At 72.7% G+C, this 18,887-nt stretch carries 13 protein-coding genes; 10 read left to right on the plus strand and 3 right to left on the minus strand.

All coding sequences use genetic code 11. The features are described from left to right. Positions 1-14 precede the first annotated feature (14 nt). The 3 genes from IF12_RS24495 (at position 15) to IF12_RS0121475 (ending at position 5,221) form a co-directional block, all read left to right on the plus strand. The gene (locus IF12_RS24495; RefSeq protein WP_166659632.1) at positions 15-1,973 is read left to right on the plus strand and encodes a glycosyltransferase family 2 protein; all 1,959 of its coding nucleotides are present in this window, start codon (positions 15-17) and stop codon (positions 1,971-1,973) included. A gap of 49 nt (positions 1,974-2,022) precedes the next feature. Beyond that, the gene (locus IF12_RS0121470; RefSeq protein WP_133884448.1) at positions 2,023-3,579 is read left to right on the plus strand and encodes a glycosyltransferase; all 1,557 of its coding nucleotides are present in this window, start codon (positions 2,023-2,025) and stop codon (positions 3,577-3,579) included. 64 nt (positions 3,580-3,643) lie between these two features. Beyond that, complete coding sequence (locus tag IF12_RS0121475) at positions 3,644-5,221, plus strand: hypothetical protein (RefSeq protein WP_133884447.1); 1,578 nt, start codon at positions 3,644-3,646, stop codon at positions 5,219-5,221. On the opposite strand, the gene IF12_RS0121480 is transcribed toward IF12_RS0121475, so the two are convergent. Further along, the gene (locus tag IF12_RS0121480) at positions 5,204-6,808 is read right to left on the minus strand and encodes a glycosyltransferase family 2 protein (RefSeq protein ID WP_051704732.1); all 1,605 of its coding nucleotides are present in this window, start codon (positions 6,806-6,808) and stop codon (positions 5,204-5,206) included. The genes IF12_RS0121475 and IF12_RS0121480 overlap by 18 nt on opposite strands. 180 nt (positions 6,809-6,988) lie before the next feature. Here IF12_RS0121480 and IF12_RS24500 point away from each other — a divergent pair, with 180 nt between their 5' ends. Further along, complete coding sequence (locus IF12_RS24500; protein WP_051704733.1) at positions 6,989-10,204, plus strand: glycosyltransferase; 3,216 nt, start codon at positions 6,989-6,991, stop codon at positions 10,202-10,204. Further along, positions 10,201-11,505: a glycosyltransferase gene (locus IF12_RS0121490; RefSeq protein ID WP_051704734.1), complete on the plus strand. Its 1,305-nt coding sequence runs from the start codon at positions 10,201-10,203 to the stop codon at positions 11,503-11,505. Before IF12_RS24500 ends, IF12_RS0121490 begins: the two co-directional genes overlap by 4 nt. Before the next feature lie 119 nt (positions 11,506-11,624). Here IF12_RS0121490 and glnII read toward each other — a convergent pair whose 3' ends face one another. Continuing rightward, a complete protein-coding gene (gene glnII / locus IF12_RS0121495; protein WP_030162189.1) occupies positions 11,625-12,638 on the minus strand; it encodes a glutamine synthetase in 1,014 nt (337 codons plus the stop codon). A gap of 286 nt (positions 12,639-12,924) precedes the next feature. On the opposite strand from glnII, the gene IF12_RS0121500 reads away from it, so the two are divergent. From IF12_RS0121500 to IF12_RS0121520, 5 genes are all read left to right on the plus strand, one after another. After that, on the plus strand, positions 12,925-13,935 hold the full coding sequence (locus IF12_RS0121500) for a hypothetical protein (protein ID WP_030162191.1): 1,011 nt from the start codon (positions 12,925-12,927) through the stop codon (positions 13,933-13,935). A 205-nt stretch (positions 13,936-14,140) separates the two neighbouring features. Beyond that, positions 14,141-14,506, plus strand: a complete 366-nt coding sequence (locus tag IF12_RS0121505; RefSeq protein WP_030162194.1) for a hypothetical protein — start codon at positions 14,141-14,143, stop codon at positions 14,504-14,506. Positions 14,507-14,588: 82 nt separating this feature from the next. Continuing rightward, entirely contained in the window at positions 14,589-14,966 is a 378-nt protein-coding gene (locus tag IF12_RS0121510) for a hypothetical protein (RefSeq protein ID WP_030162196.1), read from the plus strand. Positions 14,967-15,023: 57 nt separating this feature from the next. Continuing rightward, positions 15,024-15,443, plus strand: a complete 420-nt coding sequence (locus IF12_RS0121515) for a hypothetical protein (protein ID WP_030162199.1) — start codon at positions 15,024-15,026, stop codon at positions 15,441-15,443. Positions 15,444-15,485: 42 nt separating this feature from the next. Continuing rightward, the gene (locus IF12_RS0121520) at positions 15,486-15,992 is read left to right on the plus strand and encodes a hypothetical protein (protein WP_030162201.1); all 507 of its coding nucleotides are present in this window, start codon (positions 15,486-15,488) and stop codon (positions 15,990-15,992) included. A 106-nt stretch (positions 15,993-16,098) separates the two neighbouring features. On the opposite strand, the gene IF12_RS0121525 is transcribed toward IF12_RS0121520, so the two are convergent. Continuing rightward, positions 16,099-18,369 (minus strand): glycoside hydrolase N-terminal domain-containing protein, encoded by a 2,271-nt coding sequence (locus IF12_RS0121525; protein WP_051704735.1) that lies wholly within the window; start codon positions 18,367-18,369, stop codon positions 16,099-16,101. Between the last annotated feature and the right edge of the window lie 518 nt (positions 18,370-18,887).

An 18,887-nucleotide genomic window follows, 5' to 3' on the forward strand; every position in this document is an offset into this window, starting at 1 on the left:
TTCCCATGAATGCCTTGCGCACACTCGAACACTCCGGGGCCCCGCTGCCCGCCGGACTCCCCGGCCTCGCCGCCGCCGCGTCGCTCGACGCGCTCACGGTCAAGGCCATCGGCGAGCGGTCCCGCGCGGCGCGGCTCATGCTCGCCTCGCGGGCGTTCGCGACCGACTTCGAACGCGCCCTCGACGCCGAAGCGGACCTCGCCCCGCTCGCGGCGCACCTCGCCGATCCCGCCGCCGGCGCCTGCCTGGCGCTGGTCCTTGGGACCCAGCCGCTCCAGGACTGGCACCGGCGCCGCGCCCTCGCCCTCTACGACCTCCTCGCCGAGCACGGCTTCGCAGCGCCCCCGCGCCACCAGGCGATGCACGTCGAACTGCTGCTCCACCTCGGCGAACGGCACCGGATCGCCAGCGCGCTCAATGCCGGCACCGGGATCGAGAAGACCGTCCGCAGAGCGGTCGAAGCCGACCTCGCCCACCCCGCCGAGGGCGGCGATCCCGAGGAGTTCCTGCGCCGCTTCAGACGACTCGCCGGCTGGGAGGACGACCTCGAACTCGTCCTCGCCGACCGCGAGGGCCCGCTGCTCGACCGCCTGGAGTTCCGCGGCCAGGTCCCCGTCCGCGGCGGCCAGCGCATCTCCGTGGTCATGTCCTGCCACCGCCCCGGACCCGAACTGCTCACCGCCGTCCGCTCCGTCCAGGCGCAGACCTGGCAGAACTGGGAACTGCTCATCGTCGACGACTCCTCCGGCGCCGAGTTCGACCCGTTCCTGGACGCGGCCGCGGCGGTCGACCCGCGCGTGCGCCTGCTGCGCCGGAGCGAGAACGGCGGGACCTACACCGCGCGGAACCTCGCGCTGCGCCACGTCACGGGCGTGTTCGTCACCGGTCTGGACTCCGACGACTGGGCGCATCCGCGCTGGCTCGAACTCCAGGTCGCGCCGCTGACCGAGAACAAGGGCACCGTCATGACCTGCTCCGAGGGCATCCGGGCCACCGGTGAGCTGCGGACGGTGCTCTCCCCGGGCAGCCGCCAGACCGAGGTCCGCTCGACCTCGGTCATGTACCGGCGCTCCGAGGTCTTCCCGCACATCGGCTACTTCGACGCGACCCGCAAGGCCGCCGACTCCGAGTTCCGCTTCCGCGTGATCAGCCACTTCGGCGAGGCCGCCGTCAAGGCCGTCCCCGGACGCCACACCATCGTGCGCAAACACGACCGTTCCCTGTCGAAGAGCGAGATCGGCGAAGGCTGGCTCAGCCCCGACCGGTACGCGTACGAGTCGGCGTTCCGGCAGTGGCACAAGACGATCGAGGACCGCGCCGGCGACGCGTTCGTCGACGAGTCCGGCCCGCGCCGGTTCTTCGCGCCCGACCCCATCCGCGTCGGTGCCCGCCCGCCCGAACGGTTCGACCTCCTCCTGATCGGCGATTGGCGCTTCGAGGGCCCCGAACAGCGCGCGCTGCTGGAAGCGGCCGCGGAGGAGACCGGCGCGACCGTGGCGCTGGCGCATTACTCGCGGCTCGACGCGCTCTCGGCCGAACGCGAGCCCATGAGCGCCGAGGTGCTCCGGCACGCCGAGCGCCACGGCTGGTCCTTCGTCGACGCCGCCGCCGTCCAGGCGGCGTGGGTGCGCTGCACCGACGGGCCGACCCGCGACGCGGCGCGGATCGAGTACCCCGACCTCGACCACGACTCGGCGACCGCGGCCGTCGAGACCGCCCTGCCGGTCCGGGCCGCCGAGGCCGCGCCCGAGACTGCGACCGCGCCCGCCCGCCCGGTGGTGCTGACCCGCGCGGGCCGGCGCCTTCTCGCCGCCTCCGCGGCCGTTGCGCTCGCGGCGCTGGTCGGCGGGCTCGCCGTCGGCGGCGGTGAGGAGGCCGGACTCGCTCTGATCGCCTTCGGAAGCGTCTTCGGGGCCGGGACCGGGGTCGAGACGGCCCGGCAGATCAAGATCCGAGCACTCAGGTGGCGCTGACCACCGGCGGCGCCGTCTCGTCCGACGCCGTTCCATTGAAAGGTTGAGCATGTTCCAGCGTCTCCGAAAGCTCTTGGGGCGAACCAGGACCCGGACTCGGCTGGGGTTCGCTCTGGCGTTCGCCGCCGCTGTGGCCGCCTGCGTCCACCTCCTCCCCGGTGAGCTCGGCGTGCCGCTGCTGGCCGCGGTCCTGGTGCTCGAGGCCGCGGTGGCGATCCTGCTGCTGGCGCAGGTCTACCGCCGCCTCGGGCAGGTCCGCTCGTCGGGCAGGCGCCCGGCGGTCGCCCGGGCGCCGCGGTTGACCGAGAGCGAGGCGCGGACCCTCGGGAACTGGAAGGCCAGGCTGTGGAACGGGTTCTCGGCCACCGCGCTGCCGCTGATGCGGGGCACGGTGGTGTCGGGGAAGGCCTCGCCCGCCTACCGGCTCGCCACCGCCGAGATCCTGCTGGACTTCCACGAACGCGAGGCCGAGTGGCGTTCGAGCGGGACCGACCACGAGTTCGACATCGTGATCGCCTCCTTCTTCGGGCTGCCCGGCGGCACGACTTCGGCGAACGCGGAGGAGATCCGCGCCTACCGCGCCGCCGGCCTGAAGGTCGGGCTGCTGAACTACCCGGTGTTCCGCTGGAACGTCTCGCGCACGATCGACGACAAGATCACCGACCTGGTCGACGGCGAGCGGGTGGTCCTCATCGGCTACCACGACCGGGTGCGCTGCGACCTGCTCATCGTCCGGTTCCCCGGGGTCGGCATGCGGCTGCTCGACGACGCCCCCGAGATCGAGGCCGCCGAGAAGGTCCTGGTCGTCAACCAGACCCCCTACTCCTACTACGGCGAGTACGGCGGCGTCGAGGTCATCTGGGACGTGCGCACCGTGGTGGAGAACCTGCACTCCTGGCTCGGCCCCCACACCTGGTACACGATCGGCCCGGTCGTCGGCGACGCGCTCAGGGAGCACCACGCCGACGAGATCGGCGAGGTCGCGTTCGCGGACGACTTCTGGTTCGAGTCCATCGACACCGTCGAGTGGCGCCGCGAGGGGCGCCGCGCGGGGGAGGGCCCGATCAGGATCGGCCGCCACTCGCGCGACAGCCTCCTGAAGTGGCCGAACGACCCGCTCTCGCTCAAGCAGTGCTATCCCGAGGGCGACGGGTTCGAGATCCGCGTGCTCGGCGGGGTCGACGCCGCCCGGGAGATCATGGGCGGGCTGCCGGCCAACTGGGTCGACTACCCGTTCAACTCCGTCGAGTCCAGGGAGTTCCTCCACGGGCTCGACGTGATGGTCTACTTCATCTCCGCGGACGGCGCCGAGGCGTTCGGGCGCGCGCCGCTGGAGGCCATGGCCGTCGGCCTGCCGTGCGTCATGGACCGGCGGTTCGAGCCACTGTTCGGGACCGCGGCGGTCTACTGCGAGCCCGAGGAGGTCGCCGTGGTCGTCAAGGGCCTGGTCGAGGACCCCGAGGCCTACGCCGAGCAGTCGCGCAGGGCGCTGGACTTCGTGGACCGGCACTTCTCCCACGAGGCGCTGCTGCGCCGGGTACAAGGGCTCGGCGTGAAGGTCGACGCCGTCGCCGAGACGGCCGGGAATCGACGTACCCGCCGGTGACGGCGGCGCACGGCGGCCAGTATGGAATCATGACTCCAGTTCATGTCACTGTGAGGAGTTGACGATGGCCGCGCAGACCGATCCGTTCCAGCCGATCCGTGAGGCGCTCGACCAGGAGATCGGGCGGATCTACGGGACGGTCCCGAAGGAGAAGGGCGAGGCCGGACTCTACGCGCGGCGCCAGCGCCTCCTCTCGCTCGAGGCCCGCACCGTCGAGCTCTCGGCCCGCGCGCACGAGCCGGAGCACGACTTCTACCGCGCCCGCATCAAGATGGAGCTCGGCCGCTACGACGAGGCCCTGCCCCTGTGGGAGCAGACCCTCCCGGACCACACCTCGAGCCACCACAAGCTCATCCAGTACCACATGGCCGTCTGCTACCGGTTCCTCGGCGCCTACGCCAACGCGCGGATGAAGCTCTACGCCGCCAAGCGGCAGGGACTCGAGGAGCGCCGCTACGAGAAGGAGCTCGAGGCCCTCACCCAGATCGAGAACCTCTACCTCTCGCACCGCCTCGGCGCCAGGTTCTTCGACGCGGCCCGCGACCCGCAGGCCCCCGCGCCCCGGATCGGCGACATCGCCGCCGCGCTCGAACTGAGCGAGTACACCGCCGAGCAGCGGCAGGCGATCACCGACATCTGCCTGGCGGTCGCCGCCGCGTCGCGTCCCGAAGCGCCCGAGGAGCCCCCGATGCGCGAGGGCTTCCTGCGGCGTCTCCTCGCCCGGGACAAGGCCCCGGCGCCCGGCCCGCAGGAGCGCCCGGCCTTCGTCGAAGGCGGCACGCAGGTGTTCTTCGCGGGGTTCGGATGGACCGGTTCGGGAGCGCTCTTCGACTACTACCGGCAGTGCGAACGGGCCAGCGAACCGTTCGGGGACGCCGAGACCACCTTCTTCCGCAGCTCCGAGTTCCGCACCATCACCCGCTCCGACGAACCCGAGCAGGTGTGGGACGCGCTCGTGATGGCGATCGAACGCGACGTCATCGGCTTCTCCGGCAGCACCGGCGGCAACCCGCGCTCGTGCGCCTCCAAGGCCCTCGTCCAAGCGGTGGGCACCGACGCGCACAACGGGCGCAAGCTCGCCGCGGCGGTCGCCGACCTGCTGGAGGCCTACCGCGGGGGCCAGACCGCGGCCGGGTTCGGCCGCTTCCTGTCCGCCGTCGCCAACCTCCCCGACCGCGAACCGCGCGTCAGCGTCTTCAGCAACGGCATCAACGCCAGGCTCATCGACCGGATCGACCACTTCCCGGGCGGCAAGGTCGTCGTCGTCACCAGGGACATGCGGGACGTCTACGCCTCCCGCATGGTCGAGGCCGGCCGCCTCGCGCTGCCGAGCGAGCGCTTCATCAACCACTACAAGCGGTCCCTGGAGGCGTTCGAACAGGCGGTCGCCGAACTCGCCCACCCAGAGCGGGTCGTCATGGCCGGGTTCGAGGACTTCGTCACCTCGGCGTCGTACCGCCGCGAACTCGGCGCCGAACTGGGCCTCGACGTCGACACCATCGTGGAGCGGGAAGGCGAGTACCGGCCCGCCGACTCCCTCGGCAACGTCGGCGTCCACCGCCTCCGCGACGACGCCGACGACATCAAGCGCATCGCCGAGGCCTTCCCCGACACCCTCTGGGACTCAGCGGTGTCCGCGTAGGCGGCGCAGCCCGGACCTGATCTTCCGCGCGCCCTTGCGCAGCTTCGGCGACAACCGCCGGGGCCTGCGCGTCAGGGCCGCGATGCGCCGCTTGAGCCGCAGCTCGGCCGCCAGGCGCGCCGTGACCTCGCGCCCGCGCTCCATCCGCAGCCGCCGCAGCGGTTCGGCCTCCGCGACCGCGAACCACGCGTCGCCGTCGACCGACCGGACCCCCCACACCGCGTCGAGGACCGCATCAGGGGCCTCGCCCTCGGCCCGGCACCGCTCGGCGCGCGCGAGCGCGGCGGTCCGGTCGAGGACCGCGACTCCCGGTCCCTCCGGGCCCGCCAGGCCGACCCTGACGCGCCCGGCGCGCTCAGCGTCGGCGAAACCGACGAGGCGCTCCAGCCCGTCGTAGCGGAAGGCCGCGCCCGGCGGCAGCGTCAACCGGAACGGCGCCGGCGCGGCCGAAGCGGGCGCCGACTCCAGGAACCGCACCCGGGCGTCCCCGTCGAACGACTCCCGCACGAGCCGCAGGTCCAGGAGCGCGTCCGCCAGCGGCGCGACCCGCTCGGCCCGGTCCAGCGCGCTCCAAGGGCCCACGAGCGCGACCGCGGCGTCGCCGAGCGAACCGCCGAGGACCGAGCCGACCGTGGACCGCACCGCCTCCAGCGAGGCGCCGCCGACCTCGACGAGGACCTCGACGTACGGCACGGCCCAGGTCCTGCCCGTCTGCCAGCGCAGGTACCGCAGCGAAGGCACCCGGTTGGCGAGGTAGGGATGGCGGAACCGCTTCCCGGCGTTGCGGTCGGCGTTCATCTGCGAGACCCCCAGATGCCAGACCTCGGCCTCGGGGTCGGGGACGAACAGGGCCCCCGCCTGCGCGAGCCGGTACCCCAGCTCCGTGTCGCTGCCCAGCGGCATCGCGGTGTCGATGCCGCCGCAATCGCGGTACAGGGACCTGGTGAAGGAGATCGTCGCGCCGTTCGCGATCGTGAACGCCCGCAGCTCGTCCACCACCTCGCCGCCCGAATCGCGGACCAGGCCGATCTGCCAGCGGTCCGAGGCGACGGCGTCGCCGAAGAGCGCGCGCGCCCGACCGGCCGCCACCGCCTCGCGGACGCGGGCGGCCTCGAGGTCGCCGGCCGCGACGTCGGCGAACGCGAGCTTCCCGACCACCACGAGGTAGTCGGCCGCCGCATGCCACCGGGCGTGCGCCTCCACATGCCCGCGGGCCGGGACGAGGTCCGCGTCGAGCCGCAGGACGACCTCGCCCTCCGCGGCGTCGATCGCGGCCGCGACCGCCGAGGCGATGCCCCAGCGGCCTTCCTCGGCGCGCACGAGCCGGGTGCGGGCGGGCCGCAGGTCGGGGAGCCGCAGCGGAGGCTCGCTCCCGTCGTCGAGCACGACGACGTCCATCAGCGCTTCCGGGTACGTCTGCGCCGCGAGCGCCGCGAGCAGCAGATCGAGCTTGTCCTGGCCGCTGTAGGCGGGGACCACCACCGACACCGTCGCCGAAGGCGTCCACGAGCCGAGCCCGGGCCGGGGGACGGAGGGGTGGTCGTTGCGGGCGAACCGGGAGGCTGTGGCGGGAGCATGGCCGTTCATCAAGGCACCATGATAACGAGCCGGTCGCGTCCCGCCCGGCGACGTACGGACCCGCCGCACCGGCGCGGGGAGGATAGAATGGGCGACCCGGGCGCCCGCTGCTGTTCACCCCGCGTTCAACCACAGCCCCAGTGTGCCGCGCGCCCGTCAGACACCACCGATAGAGGCCACTCACCATTCATGTTGGAAAAGCTGCGTAAGGGCGCACCGCACTCCCGGTCGACCACCGAGCCCGACCCGCGACGGCGTCTCGCCGCATTCCTCGGCGAACACGGCGACCGCCTCCGCAGCGCCGACCCCGCCGCCCTCGTCCAGGCCGCCGTGCGAAGCGGCTCCGACCTCGGACGCCACGCGCTGGCCGCGCGGGTCAACCCGGCCGATCCGGCGCGGGTGCTCGAAGCGGCCATCCCCCTGGGGGAACTGCCGGAGACCGCCCGCCCCGAAGCGCTCCGCGACCTCGCCGAGACCCTCGCGTGCCGGCCCCGGGACGAGGCCGACCTCTCCCGGGCCCTCGGCCTCTACCGGCTCGCCGAAGCCATGGGCGGCCCGGCGGCGGTCCCCGCGCGCCACCGCTCGCTCCACGCGCAGCTGATCCTGCTCCGCGACCCCTCCGACCGCGACGCGATCGGCCGGCTCGACCTCGACCCGCCGGTGCGGGCCGCGCTCCGCGCCGAACTCGCCCACCCGTGCCACGGCGGCAAACCCGAGACGTTCCTGCCCGCGTTCAACGACTTCGCGGGCTGGAACGACGTCGAACTCGACCCCGACGAGTCGCTGCCGCTGCTCGACCGGCTCCGCGGCACCGCGCCCGCCTCCTCGGTCACGGACGGCCCGCTCGTCTCGGTCCTCATGACCTGCCGCGACCCCGGGCCCGAACTCCTGACGGCCGTCCGCTCGGTGACCGCCCAGACCTGGAGCGCCTGGGAGCTCCTCCTCATCGACGACGGCACGACCGAGCCCGAGTCGAAGGCGCTGCTCGCGGCGCTGCCGGACGACCCCCGGATCACGGTCCTGCGCCGACCCTCCAGCGGCGGCACCTACCGCGCCCGCAACGAAGGGCTCGCCGCCGCCTCGGGGGAGTTCGTCACCGGCATCGACTCCGACGACTGGGCCCACCCCAGGTGGCTCGAACAGCAGGCGGCCCCGCTGCTCGCCGAACCGGACCTGGTCATGACGCAGTCGCGCGGCATCCGCGCCACCGCCGACCTGTGCCTGGTCACCGCGCCCCGCAAGCGCTTCAGCGAACCGCGCTCGACGTCCATGATGTTCCGAGCGGCGCTCGTCCGCGAGCGGTTCGGCGGCTTCGACGCCGTCCTCAAAGGCGCCGACACCGAGCTGCGGCTGCGGATCCAGAAGACCGTCGGCTCCCGGCGGTGGCACCTCGACCAGACCCACCACACCATCGTGCGCCAGCGCCCCGGCTCGCTCTCCGGCGGCGAGGTCGGCGAAGGGTGGCTGCACCCGCTGCGCGCTGTCTACGAATCCGCCTTCACCAACTGGCACCGCCGCATCCAGCGCAAGGAGACCGGGCCGCGGATGCCCGCCGAGGCGACCGGTACCCGGCCCTTCCCCGCCCCCCGGCAGCTCGTGCGCCACGGCGAGCGCCCGCCGGCCCCCGAACGCGTCTACGTCGGCGACTGGCGCTACGACGGCCCGCTCCAGCGCACGATGCGCGCCGCCGTCGCCAAAGACCGCCGACGCGGCCTGCCCGTCGCCCTCGCCCACGTCGCGAGCCTGGCCTCCTTGGAGGAGAAGCACCTGATCGTCTCGGCCGAGGCGATCGAGTTCGCCGCCGCCGAGGGCGTGGACTGGGTCGACCCCGCCGCGGTCCCCGGGGCCGCGCTCGTGGCCATGGACGAGGCCATCGCCGTCGACCTTCTGACCGGCGGCGCGACCGGGACCGTGACGGTCATGGACGGCCCCTCCTTCATCGACCGGCGCGCCGACGAACTGCGGCGGCTGCGCGCCGCCGCCAAGACCGGCCCCGCCGGCCTCAAGCGGCTCCCGCGCCGGCTCCTGCGCGGCAAGAAGGCCGCCGCGAGGCGCCTGGCCGGAAAGGCCAAGCGACGCGCCCTCGCCCTCGTCCGCCCCAGCCGCGGCGGCGAGGCCCTGGCGCCCGGACTGCGCGAGGAGATCGACCTCTGGCGCTCCCGGCTCCACGGCGGCTGGTCCGCCTCGGCGTCGGCCGCGCTCACCGCCCTCGCCGAGGACCCCGCCCGCCCGGCGGCCGCCCGGATCGAGGCCCTGCGCGTCCTCACCGACTGGTACGACGACGACCACCAGCGCCACCTGCGCCGCAGGGACCTCGACCTCGACGTCGTCCTGGTCTCCAACTTCTCCATGCCCGGCGGGACCACCTCCTCGAACGCCGAGGAGATCGAGGCGTTCCGCGCGGCCGGCCTCACCGTCGGCCTCCTGCACCACCGCGTCCACGACTGGCCGCTGGACCGCCCGCTCAACCCCAAGATCGCGGGGCTGGTCGACGACGAGCGCGTGGTCGTCCTCTCCCCGCACGACACCGTCCGCTGCGACCTCGCCATCGTCCGCTTCCCGCGGATCATGATGCGGACCATGGAGGACCTCCCCGACCTCACCGCCGGACGCACCGTCCTGGTGGTCAACCAGCCGCCCTACGAGTACTACGGCCCCGAGCAGGGACGGGTGCTCACCTGGGACGTCCGGACCGTCCACGAGAACCTCCGCGCCTGGCTCGGCGACCACACCTGGTACGCCCAGGGCCCGGTGGTGCGGGACGCCTTCGCCGCCGACCACGAGGGCGAGCTCGACGGGATCGACCTCGCCGACGACTACTGGTTCGGCATCGTCGACCCCGACGCGTGGCGCAGGGACGCCCAGCGCCCGCACGGCGGCCCCATCCGGATCGGCCGCCACGCCCGCGACCACGTGCGCAAGTGGCCCGAGACCACCGAGGACCTGCTCGCCTGCTACCCCGACGACGACGCCTTCGAGATCCACGTGCTCGGCGGGGCCCGGATGGCCCGCAAGCTCCTCGGCACCCTGCCGCGCAACTGGGTGGTCCACAAGTTCGGGTCGATGTCCCCCAGGGACTTCCTCCACAGCGTCGACTTCCTGGTCTTCTTCATCGCCGACGCCGGGCAGGAGGCCTTCGGCAGGACCCCCCTGGAGGCCATGGCCGTCGGCCTGCCCTGCGTCCTGCCCAGCAGCTTCCGGCCGCTCTACGGCGACGGCGCCCTGTACTGCGAGCCGTCCGAGGTCGCCGACCTGCTCCGCGGCCTCGCCGCCGATCCCGAGGCCTACCGCCGCCAGTCGGACCTCGCCCTCGCCCGCGTGCGCGCCGACTTCTCCCGAGAGGTCCTCCTGGAGCGCGTCCGGCGCCTCGGCGTCGGGGCCGACCGCGAAGCGGTCGCCACGTGAGCGCCCGCGACCCGAAGACCGACGGCCTCGACGAGGCCCAGCGGCGCCGGCTGTCCCAGTCCCGCGCCCGCCTGCGGGTCGGCTTCTCCCGCAAGGCGACGGCCGACATGAAGAAGGTCATCGCCTCGCCCGAGGAGTCCCCGGCCCACCGCATCGCGACCGGATCGGCACTCCTGGAGTGGCAGCGGGACCGGGCCGCCGCGAGGAACGCCGGACGCCGGCTCCGATTCGACATCGTCCTCGTCTCCCACTTCGCGCTCCCCGGCGGCAACACCACGGCCAACGCCGAGGAGATCGCCGCCTACCGGGAGGCGGGGCTGACCGTCGGCCTCCTGCACCACCCCGTCTACCGCTGGGACGTCTCCCGCCCCGTCAACCGCAAGATCGAACGGCTCGTCGACGGCGACCGGGTGGTCCTCCTCAACGCGCACGACAGGGTCTCCTGCGACCTCATGATCGTGCGACTGCCCACCGTGGTGCTCACGCCCCTCGACGACCGCCCCGAGATCCACGCGGCGACGACCGTGGTCCTGGCCAACCAGACGCCCTTCAAGTACTACGGGCCCGAAGGCGGCGTCGAACCGGCCTGGGACCTGCGCACCGCGCACCGCAACATGCGCGAGTGGGTCGGCGACCACACCTGGTTCACCGTGGGCCCCATGGTCAGAGAGGCCCTCGACGAGTACCACGCCGAGGAGGCCGCCGCGCTCGACCTCGCCGCCGAGCACTGGTACGAGTGCCTCGACGCGCGGCGCTGGGCGCTCCCGGCCGAACGCCCCCGCGGCGACGGCCCGATCCGCATCGGCCGCCACTCCCGCGACCACGAGCTCAAATGGCCGACCTCCCCCGAGCGGCTGCGCGAGTGCTACCCCGACGACGACCGGTTCGCGATCCACGTCCTCGGCGGCGCCGACGCGCCCCGCCGCCTCCTGGGCGGACTCCCCGGCAACTGGGTCGAGCACCCCTTCGGCTCCATGAGCGCCAAGGAGTTCCTCGGCACGATCGACGTCTACGTCTACTTCATCGCCGCCGAAGGGCGCGAGGCGTTCGGCATAGCGCCCCTGGAGGCGATGGCCGCGGGGATCCCGGTGGTCATGGACCGCCGGTTCGAGCCGCTGTTCGGACGCGCCGCCCGCTACTGCGAACCGGGGGAGGTCGCCGCCACCGTGCGGGCGCTCGCCGAGGACGACGCGGCCTACGAGGCGCAGGCGGCGCTGGCCCGGCAGGTCATCGCCGAGCGGTTCTCCCGGGAGGCGCTGCTGCGGCGGGTGGCCGCGCTCGGCGTCCGGGTACCCGACTGACCTCTACCCGACTGACCTCTACCCGACTGATCTCCGGACACGCGGAGAGGGGCCCTCGCGCTGATGCGCGAGGGCCCCTCTCCGTTCCGTTCCAGGTCGCGGAGTCCTCAGGACACCGCTTAGACGAGGCCCTTCTTTTCGAGGGCTTCGCAGACGGTGTTGACGATGAGGCCGGTGACGACGTAGGGGTCCATGTTCGCGTTGGGGCGGCGGTCCTCCAGGTAGCCCTTCTTGTCCTTCTCGACCTGCCACGGGATGCGGATCGAGGCCCCGCGGTTGGAGACGCCGTAGGAGAACTGGGTGTAGTGGGCCGTCTCGTGCGCGCCGGTCAGGCGGTCGGCGATGCCGTCGCCGTAGCTCTTGACGTGCTCCTCGGCCTTCTCGCCCAGCGCCTCGCACGCGGCGATGATCGGCTCGTAGTCCTCGCGCATCGCCTTGGTGGAGAAGTTGGTGTGGCACCCGGCGCCGTTCCAGTCGCCCTTGGCCGGCTTCGGCTCGATCGTCGCGGCCACCCCGAAGTCCTCGGCGGTGCGGTACAGCAGCCAGCGCGCCAGCCACAGCGAGTCCGAGACCTCCAGCGCCGAGGCCGGTCCGACCTGGAACTCCCACTGGCCGGGCATGACCTCGGCGTTGATCCCCGAGATCGGCAGCCCGGCGGTCAGGCAGTTGTCGAGGTGCTTCTCGACGATGTCGCGCCCGAAGATCTCGTCGGCGCCCACGCCGCAGTAGTAGCCGCCCTGGGGCGCGGGGTAGCCGCCCTCGGGGAAGCCGAGCGGGCGCGAGCCCACCATGAAGGTGTACTCCTGCTCGATGCCGAACCAGGACTCCTGGCCGGCGTACTTCTCGGCGACCTCGGCGGTCTTGGCGCGGGTGTTGGTCGGGTGGGGGGTGAAGTCGGTGTCGAGCACCTCGCACAGGACCAGGATCGAGTCGCCGCCGCGGATGGGGTCGGGCACGGTCTTGACCGGGCGCAGCACGCAGTCGGAGGAGTGCCCCTCGGCCTGGTTCGTGCTGGAGCCGTCGAAGCCCCAGATCGGCGGCTCCTCGCCGGCGCCGAGGATCTTGGTCTTGGAACGCAGCTTGGCCGTCGGCTCGGTGCCGTCGATCCAGATGTACTCGGCCTTGATTGCCATCAGGTGGGAGCCCTTCATGCGGTGACGCGGTCCAGCCTCCGGCCCGGGGGCGAGCCCGAAGCTGTGCCGCCACGTTCCCAAGGGCCAATTTCTCGCTCGTTGATGCCTTGTAAACAGTGTGTAAACGGCTGCCCTGCGTGAGCAAGGGGAAGCCGTGAGTCGCACTCGCCCTATTTTCGGCGAGAAAATCTGATTCACCCCGTATCCCCTCTCGGTTCGGTTTCGTTCTTCTAATTGCGAGCGGCGAGACCGCTCGCACTCAGGAATCGGGTCGACGGGGGAGACGATGGGACGCATCGCAGGAGGCAGCGAGGACACTCGCCGCTTCAGCGTGCTCCGGTTCCTCCTCGGCGCCGCGCTCACCGCATTCGGCTCCCTGCTCTTGGGAGCCTTCGCGATGGCGTCGGCCGCCTCCGCGTCAGACGAATCCGCCGCATCGCAGGGCCTTGCCCCGATGACCGACCCCCTCGCCGCAGAGGTCTCCGACATGTCGCGCCTGGCCGCGCGGCTGGTCCCGCACAACCAGCAGGGACATCGGACGCCGGCGGCGCAGGAGGAGGTCACCGGGCTGGTGTCGGGCCTGACCGAACCGGTGGGATCGCTGATGCACGAGACGGACGCCGCCGTACGCGACATGCTGCCGAGCGGCGCCGGACCCGGGTTGCTCGACTTGAACGACGAGTCTGTCGGAGACGACGCCGCTGAAGTAGTGGCGCCGCTGGTGGGATCCCTGATCAAGGGAACGACGTCCCTTGCGGACGCTCCCGCCGCCGCGGTGTCCGGTGTCTACGAGACTGTCGCGCCCGCGACCGATGAGGTCGACGCACTGGCGCGACTGGTGACCGATGGCCTGCGCTTCGGCGATGCGGCGACGCCCGGGAGCGTCCTCGCCGGCGACGCAGGACAGCCGAGCCTCACCTCGCTTGCAGCGAAGTCCGTCTCCAACGAGGTGGCGGCGACGCTCCACGGAGCGTCCAGCGGCCGGCCGGCCGCCGCCTTCGAGTGCTCCGCGGCTCCAGAGCGGGGGACCGACCAGTCCGAGGTCGAGGACGTGCGCGGCGTGCCGCGCACCGCGGCCAGGCCGTGGGGCTCAGGCGCCCCCGTCCTGCCCGACCTGAAGATCATCCCCGGTGGAGCCACTGGCTCGACCGCCGGTATCAGCGTCGACAGCGGCCACAACGCTGTCTGCGTCTCCCCGTCCACCGGGGGGGAAGAGGTGTCACTCTCCCGCACGGTGATCGGGGAATTGGGGCGGCCGTTGGACCGCGCCGCCGAGCTGTCCGTCGCCCCAGACTAGCGCCTCCGCGCGTCGGCGCGGGGAGCTTGAAGTCCGCCTTCGAAACTCCCTCCGGCCCGGCACCGAATCCCATGCGAGAGCACGATTCGGCGCTGCCCGGGACGCCGGCGCGCGGTCAGGCGCCACCGCCGCCTCGACAGAGGCGGGGAATCCATGCAAGCCGCCCGGCTCAACGGGCGCACAACCCAGAAGGAAACCGCAACTCATGCGCAAGGTTCTCACTGTCGCCGCCGTCGCCGCCGCCGCTGCCGCGGGCATCGCGTCCCCCGCCATGGCCGGCAACAGCTCCGGCGTCTCGGCCGGCCCGGTCAGCCTCGTCAACATCGACGCCTCCAGCGCCGCGCACTGGCAGATCTGCGGCCAGAACGTGCTGACCACGTCCTTCGGCCAGGTCTGCGACAACCGCGACCACATCGGCCCGGGCCCGCAGTCCGGCATCGACGCCGGCGACGTCTCGGCCGCGAACCTCGACATCTCGAGCGCCGCCCACTGGCAGATCTGCGGCCAGAACGTCGGCGTCGCGCCGTCGCTCAACCAGATCTGCGACAACACCGACCACCTGAACAACTAAGACCTCCGGGGAGGGCGGTCCGCACCGGACCGTCCCTCCCGCGGAAGACCAGAGAATCCACACAGAAACGGGGAACAAGAAGATGCGCAAGGCTCTCACCGTCGCAGCCGCCGCCGCTGGAGCGGTCGCCGCCCTCGGCGCCGCCGGAACCGCCATGGCCCAGAGCTCGGGCGTCTGGGCCGGCCCGGTCAGCCTGGTGAACGTCGACGCCTCGAGCGCGGCCCACTGGCAGATCTGCGGCCAGAACGTGCTCACCCAGTCCTTCGGGCAGGTCTGCGACAACCGCGACCACATCGGCTCCGGTCCCCAGTCGGGCATCCAGGCCGGCGACGTGTCGCTCGCGAACCTGGACATCTCGGACGCCGCGCACTGGCAGATCTGCGGCCAGAACGTCGGCGTCGCGCCGTCGCTCGACCAGCAGTGCCTGAACTACGACCACGTGACCAAAGCGGCCGAGTAATCGACCCGGGGCGGGCCCGGACCCGGGCCCGCCCCACCCAACTCGAAAGGAAAAGACATGCGCAAGGTCCTCACTGTCGCAGCCGTCGCCGCTGGTGCGGTCGCCGCGCTCGGCGCCGCCGCTCCCGCCATGGCCCAGAACTCGGGCGTCTGGGCCGGCCCGGTCAGCCTCGTCAACATCGACGCCTCCAGCGCCGCGCACTGGCAGATCTGCGGCCAGAACGTGCTCACGACCTCGTTCAACCAGGTCTGCGACAACCGCGACCACATCGGCTCCGGTCCCCAGTCGGGCATCAACGCCGGCGACGTGTCGCTCGCGAACCTGGACGCCTCCAGCGCGGCCCACTGGCAGATCTGCGGCCAGAACGTCGGCGTCGCGCCGTCGCTCAACCAGCAGTGCCTGAACTACGACCACGTCGGCGAGCAGAACGGCAACGGCGGCAACCCCGGCAAGGGCGACGACCAGGGCGACTTCTAAGTCGTCCGCATTCCCCGGTTCGGTCGAGAGAGGTAGAGGAACATGCGCAACACCACCATGGTCGCGGCTACGGCCGCAGCCGCCGCTGCAGCGGCGGCGCTCTCGGGCACGGCCGCCTCGGCGTCGACTCCCGACTGGCTGACCATCGCCGACGTGGAGACCGATCACGACTCGGTGCTGCCGGTCGTGTGCGAAGCCGACGACCTCGGCCCGCTCACCGCGACCGCGTGCGGCACGGTCCTCGGCTCGCCGTCGGAGGACGAACTCGCCGCCGGCGGCATGGCCGTCCCGGAGTCTCCCGGGGACTTCGGCGGCATGCCGGCGGTCGCGAACATCGACCTGCGGAACTTCGCCAAGTGGCAGGTCTGCGGCGTCGCCGTCGCGGCCTCCAGCACGGAGTTCGAATGCGACAACTCGATTCCCGGCCCGACCGAGCCGGTAGGCCCCGGGAGCGGGGTCTCGCTGGTGAACGCCGACGCCACCGGGGCACTCCAGTGGTCCGTCTGCGGGATCACCGTGGGTGGGACCACGGCGGCGACCACCTGCTGAACGGCGCCGGCCGCGGCCCGGCCGGTCGCCTCCAGTAGTGCCGTCGCCTTCATGCCAAAGCGGCCGGAGTCCTCTCGGACTCCGGCCGCTCCCTTGTGCGCCTTGGCTATTCGCCGACCTCGGGGGTCCAGGATCGGCCCGCGGTCAGCTCGGTGCGGCCCAGGTCGGCCCCGCCGGCCTCCACGTGCACCGCGGTGTCCACCGTGGAGGTGAGTATCACGTGAGTGACCTTCCCCCCGCTCCAGCGCAGCCGCTCGACGGTGACGCCGCCGCGGGCCCGCAGGCCCGTGACCTCCCCGTCGGGCCAGGCGGCCGGCAGCGCGGGCAGCAGCTCGATCACCGGCACGCCGCCGCGGGTGCGGTGCGACTGCACCAGCATCTCCGCCACGGCCGCGGTGGTCCCGAAGTTCCCGTCGATCTGGAACGGCGGGTGCGCGCACAGCAGCGACGCGTAGACCCCGCCGTCGGCGTACTCGGCGTCGGCCCCGCGGAAGCCGACCGGGGTCAGGAACTCCCCGAGCAGCCGGTGCGCCCGGTCGCCGTCGCCCAGGCGCGCCCACAGGGCGGTCTTCCACGCCAGGGACCAGCCGGTGCCCGCGTCGCCGCGCGCCTCCAGGCTCTTGCGGGCCGCTTCGAGCAGCTCGGGCTCGTCGGCGAGCGAGTCGCCGGGGTAGACCCCGTACAGGTGCGAGACGTGCCGGTGGTGCGGCTCGGCCTCCTCGCGCTCCTCGGCCCATTCGAGCAGCCGCCCGTCGGCGCCGATCTTCGGCGCGGCCAGGCGCGGCAGCGCCTCCTTGACGCCCTCGACGAGCTGGAGGTCCTCGCCGTGGAGGGTCTCGGCGACCACGTCGGCCGCTTCGAGGACGAACGCGAACAGCTCGCGGACGAGCGCGGTGTCCATCCCCGTGGTCTCGTCCACCGCCGAAGGCCCTTCGGGCGTGGTGAACTCGTTCTCCGGGCTCGTCGCCGGGCTCGTCACGAGCGTGCCGTCCCGGCCCTCGGTGAGCCGGTCGTACGCGAACCGGGCCGCCCCCAGGGCGATCGGGAGCCGGTCGGCCAGGAACTCCTCGTCGCGGCCGAACCGCCAGTGCTCGGCGAGGTGCATCGCCAGCCACAGGCCGCCCATCGGCCAGGCCGCCCAGCAGGACCGGCCCTCCACCGGCGTGGTCAGCCGCCAGTGGTCGGTGTTGTGGTGGCAGCACCAACCGCCCGCGCCGTAGAGGCGCCGCGCGGTCGCCTCGCCGGTCCGCGAGAGGTCCTCGATCAGGTCGAACAGGGGCTCGTGGAACTCCGGGAGCCCGCAGGTCTCGGCGGGCCAGTAGTTCATCTCGGTGTTGATGTTGGTCGTGTAGTCGCAGTTCCACGGCGGGGTGACCTCGCGGTTCCAGATGCCCTGGAGGTGCGCGGCCTGCGTGCCCGGCCGCGAGGAGGCGGCCAGGAGGTAGCGCCCGTACTGGAAGGCGAGCACCGCCAGGCCCTCGTCGGCCTCGCCCGAGGCGCGGCGGTGCAGCCGGTCGGCGGTCGACTCGCCGGCGCGGTCCCGCTGCCCCAGGTCGAGCCCGACCCGGTCCATGACCTCCCGGTGGGCCTCGACGTGGTCGGCGAGCAGCGTCTTCCAGCCGTTCGCCGCGGCCTGGCGGGCCTCGCGGCGCGCGACCTCCAGCGCCGCGTTGCGGTCCTCGCCCGAGCGCAGGCCAACGTAGACCTCGACATTGCGGCACCCGGTGAAGCGGTGCCCGCCGCTTCGCGGGGTCAGGTCCCCGTCGCAGCGCAGTTGCGCGTTGAGCCCGAGCCCGCGCACGCCGTCCACCGAGGAGTAGTCGGGGACGCCGCCGGCGACGCTCAGCGGCGCGTACCCGGTGAAGCTCAGGTCGTCGTAGTCGGCGAGGGTCGTGCCGCGCTCGTGCGGCCACTCGAAGACCAGGTCGAGGTCGAACGGCTCGTCCGCGGTCCACCGCACGGCGATGACGCCGAACGCCGCCGAGGCGAACGCCTCCTGGCGAACGCGCCCGCGCGCCACCGTCGCCACGCCGTCGCGCAGGTCCAGCGCCCGCCGCTCCTCGGCCGCGTCGTCCCCGTGGGTCGCCACGAGCGACCCGGCCGGCTGGTAGGCCTCGGTGTTCGCGCCCTGGAGCCTCGTCAGGAGCCGGTCGGCGGCGGCGTGCTCGCCGCGCCGCACCAGTTCGGCGGCCTCGGCGGCGACGCCCTCGACGCCTTCGGGGACCTTCCAGGAGCCGTTCCCGGACCAGAAGCCGTCCTCGTTGAGGTCGATCCTGCCGTCCCACAGCATCGCGCCGACGCGGCCGTTGCCGATCGGCAGGCCGTCGTGCCAGGCGCCGGGTGCGGCGTCGTATCTGAGTTCAAGCTCTCGCGGCATGGGATCAGCATTCCATCCGGGCGGTCACGGATCGAAGCGGGCGGCGCACGCCGCACGGGTCCGCGCGGCCCGTGCGGGCCCCGCGGGACCGGCCGCGTGGAACACCTTGGACACGTTCGGTTCCGTGATTGAACTGTTATGCAACCGTATGCGACACCGCCGCGTTTAGCAGTTGTCTCAAGGCAGGAGGCCCGGCGCGAGCGCCGAGCCTGGACGTGGACTACCGCCCGCTGCTTGACGGTGCGGTCCTTGTCGAGCCCCCGGAATCCTGCCACCGGGGGCTCGACCCTCATTCGATGCCCCGGAGCCGTCCCCCCCTTGGCTCCGGGGCATCGCTGTTTTCCGCGTCATATCGGCCGCGTAAAACTCACACTCGCAAGGCCCGCGCGCTTTCTTTTCGGTGGTGGACCCGGTAAATTACCCGCAGGTTCAGCGACTGAACGAATACCCTGTTCCCCGAGGTGCCCGCTGCCCGGCACCCATCTGCGCCCGCACAGGAGTGCCCGCCACATGGCCAC

The sequence above is a fragment of the Glycomyces sp. NRRL B-16210 genome (assembly GCF_000719515.1).
In the GTDB taxonomy this organism is placed as follows: Bacteria; Actinomycetota; Actinomycetes; order Mycobacteriales; family Micromonosporaceae; genus Glycomyces.